The following is a 2,830-nucleotide window of genomic DNA, read 5'->3' as shown; positions in this document are numbered from 1 at the left end:
CGCGCCGCGCGCGCCGGCGTCCCGTTCCATGAGAACCCGCTGCGCGGCGCGCTCGCGCGCTTCGCACGGCAGTGGGGGCGCGGCTGGGCGGCGGCGAACGACTATGTGCGCCCGTTCGGCTTCTATGACTGGGAGCGCGGCGGCGGCGCGCCGGCGGATCTCGCGCGGGAGGCGGCATGAACGCCCACCAACTCGACTTTCTGGCGGCCGGAGCGCATCGCCTGCAGATGACTGAATCGATCGAGCTGACGATCCAGTCGATGCAGGCCTACGGGCCGGAGCACAAGCACTGGGGCATCGCATGGTCCGGTGGCAAGGACAGCACGGCGACGCTCACGATGATCTGCTGGCTGATCGACAGCGGCAAGATTGCCGCGCCGAAGACGTTGACCGTCTTCTATGCGGACACCAGGCAGGAACTGCCGCCGCTCGCGATCTCGGCGCTACACATCATGGACGAGCTGCGCGAGCGCGGCATCTGCGTCGAGGTGGTGCGTGCGCCGCTCGACAAGCGGTTCATGGTCTACATCCTCGGCCGCGGCGTGCCGCCGCCGAACAACAACACGCTGCGCTGGTGCACGCGCCAGATCAAGATCGATCCGATGGAGGAGGCGATTCGCCAACGGCTCGACGGCGTCGACGGCACGATCCTGATGATCACCGGCGTGCGCCAGGGCGAAAGCGCGATTCGCGACCGCCGGATCGAGATGAGCTGCGGCAAGGATGGCGCCGAGTGCGGGCAGGGCTGGTACCAGCAGGTGCTTCCGAACGCGCGCGGGCTGCACGGCCGGATCGCGACGCTGGCGCCGCTGCTGCATTGGCGCGTGTGCCACGTGTGGGAATGGCTGCGCCACTGGGCGCCGCAGGCCGAGTTCGGCGATTGGTCGACGACGGCGATCGCGGATGCATACGGCGGCGACGAGGCCGAAGAGATCAACGCGCGCACCGGATGCATTGGGTGCGCGCTGGCCCAGGAGGAGAAGGCGCTCGAGACGGTTCTCGCGACGCCGCAATGGGCCTATCTCGCGCCGCTGCGCGGCATCAAGCCGCTTTGGCGTGAGCTGCGCGAGCCGCAGTACCGTCTGCGCAAGCCGGGGCTCGAGAAGCTGAAGGGCGGCGGCGTCGCGAAGAATCCGCAGCGCCTCGGGCCGCTCACGTTCGACGCGCGGCTGATGGCGCTCGACCGGATCCTGACGATCCAGACCGAATGCAACCGTGTCGCGCGCGTTGCTGGGCGACCGCTGATCGACCTGATTGACGCCGAGGAAGAGGCGCGGATCCGCGAGTTGATCGCCGCGCAGACCTGGCCGCAAGGCTGGGATGGCGACGAGCCGACGGGTGACGTTGTGCTCGACGTGGTCTACGCCAACGGCGCCGTCCAGCCTCGCCTGTTCGCCGAGGGAGAATTCGCATGACCGGCGTCACACGTCCCGTTCTGCGCTACCACGGCGGCAAGTTCCGGCTCGCGCCGTGGATCATGTCCTTCTTCCCAGCGCACTCCTGCTACGTCGAGCCTTTCGGCGGCGCGGGATCGGTCCTGCTGTTGAAGGATCGGGTCGGCGCTGAGTGCTACAACGACCTCGACGGCAGCGTCGTCAACGTTTTCCGAATCCTTCGCGATGTCGACCGCGCGCTCGAGCTGCAGCGCCGTTGCGCGCTGACGCCGTTCGCGCGCGAGGAGTTCGACTGGTCCTACGAGCCGGCCACCGATGAGATGGACGCCGCGCATAAGCTGATCGTGCGGTCGTTCATGGGCCACGGCAGCGATAGCGCGACGCGCAGCTGCCGAACGGGATTCCGCTCCAAGCTGACCGACGGTCGCGTGCTGCCGGCATATGAGTGGGCGACATGGTCCGAGGCGATCCCGGCTTTCGCGCGACGCTTGCAGGGCGTAGTCGTCGAGAACCGCAACGCACTTGAGGTAATCGCGCGGCTCGATGGCGAATCGACGCTGTTCTATGTGGACCCACCGTACGCGCACAGTACGCGCTCGTCGCTTGTCGGCCGCAGCTCGAGCACGCATGGCTACCGTCACGAAATGACCGACGACGACCATCGCGCGCTCGCGGCAGTACTCCGCGCCGCGCGCGGCATGGTCGTGCTGTCGGGCTATCCGAGCGCTTTGTACGACGACGAGCTCTATGCGGATTGGGAGCGCTTCGAGCGGCGGCACCAGGCCGATGGGGGCCGCGCGCGTACGGAAGTCGTCTGGCTGAATCCCGCATGCGCTGCAGCTCTCGAGCAAGAGCGATCGCAGGGGAGGTTGATTTAATGAGCCTGGTCATCGCCCCGATCTCGCTCGACGAGGCGAACGCTTTCGTCGCCACTCACCATCGACATCATCGGCCCGTCGCCGGGCACAAGTTCAGCATTGCCGTCGTCGATCCGCTTTCACTCGATTCCATCGTGGCGCAGGACCCGCAGGTCTGCGGTGTCGCCATCGTCGGCCGACCGGTAGCCCGTGGAAACGACGACGGCCTGACGCTCGAGGTGACGCGATGCTGCACTGACGGCACGAGGAACGCCTGCTCAGCGCTGTACGGCGCGGCGTGGCGCGCGGCCCGCGCGCTCGGCTATCTGCGCCTGATCACCTACACGCTGCCCGGCGAGGGCGGCGCGAGCCTGCGCGGCGCCGGCTGGCGACTCGTCGGCGCGCGCGGCGGCGGTAACTGGAACACGCCTGCGCGACCGCGCGTCGACACCGCGGCGCACCTGCGCGGGCAAAAGCATCTCTGGGAAGCACGATGAACGAACTCCCGAATCCTCTCACCCTTTCGAACGTCGAGCTGCAGTGCTCGATGTCGTATTATGGAACCTTGCTTCGGGCAGC

General features: G+C 67.7%; 4 protein-coding genes. All 4 read left to right on the top strand.

What is annotated here, in order from left to right; translation table 11 throughout:
* The coding region (locus WS69_RS34180) for a hypothetical protein (RefSeq protein ID WP_197419270.1) at nucleotides 1–180 on the top strand (180 nt) is incomplete at its 5' end.
* Nucleotides 177–1,415, top strand: a complete 1,239-nt coding sequence (locus WS69_RS16065) for a phosphoadenosine phosphosulfate reductase domain-containing protein (RefSeq protein WP_059471723.1) — start codon at nucleotides 177–179, stop codon at nucleotides 1,413–1,415. The genes WS69_RS34180 and WS69_RS16065, both read left to right, overlap by 4 nt.
* Entirely contained in the window at nucleotides 1,412–2,272 is an 861-nt protein-coding gene (locus WS69_RS16060; protein ID WP_059471722.1) for a DNA adenine methylase, read from the top strand. Before WS69_RS16065 ends, WS69_RS16060 begins: the two co-directional genes overlap by 4 nt.
* Nucleotides 2,272–2,748: an XF1762 family protein gene (locus tag WS69_RS16055; RefSeq protein WP_059471721.1), complete on the top strand. Its 477-nt coding sequence runs from the start codon at nucleotides 2,272–2,274 to the stop codon at nucleotides 2,746–2,748. The genes WS69_RS16060 and WS69_RS16055 overlap by 1 nt, the downstream gene beginning before the upstream one ends.
* Nucleotides 2,749–2,830: the final 82 nt, after the last annotated feature.

Source organism: Burkholderia sp. BDU5 (assembly GCF_001522845.1).
In the GTDB taxonomy this organism is placed as follows: Bacteria; Pseudomonadota; Gammaproteobacteria; order Burkholderiales; family Burkholderiaceae; genus Burkholderia; species Burkholderia mayonis.
The sequence above is the reverse complement of the archived record's forward strand: the minus strand, read 5'-3'. Positions and strand labels throughout refer to the sequence as shown.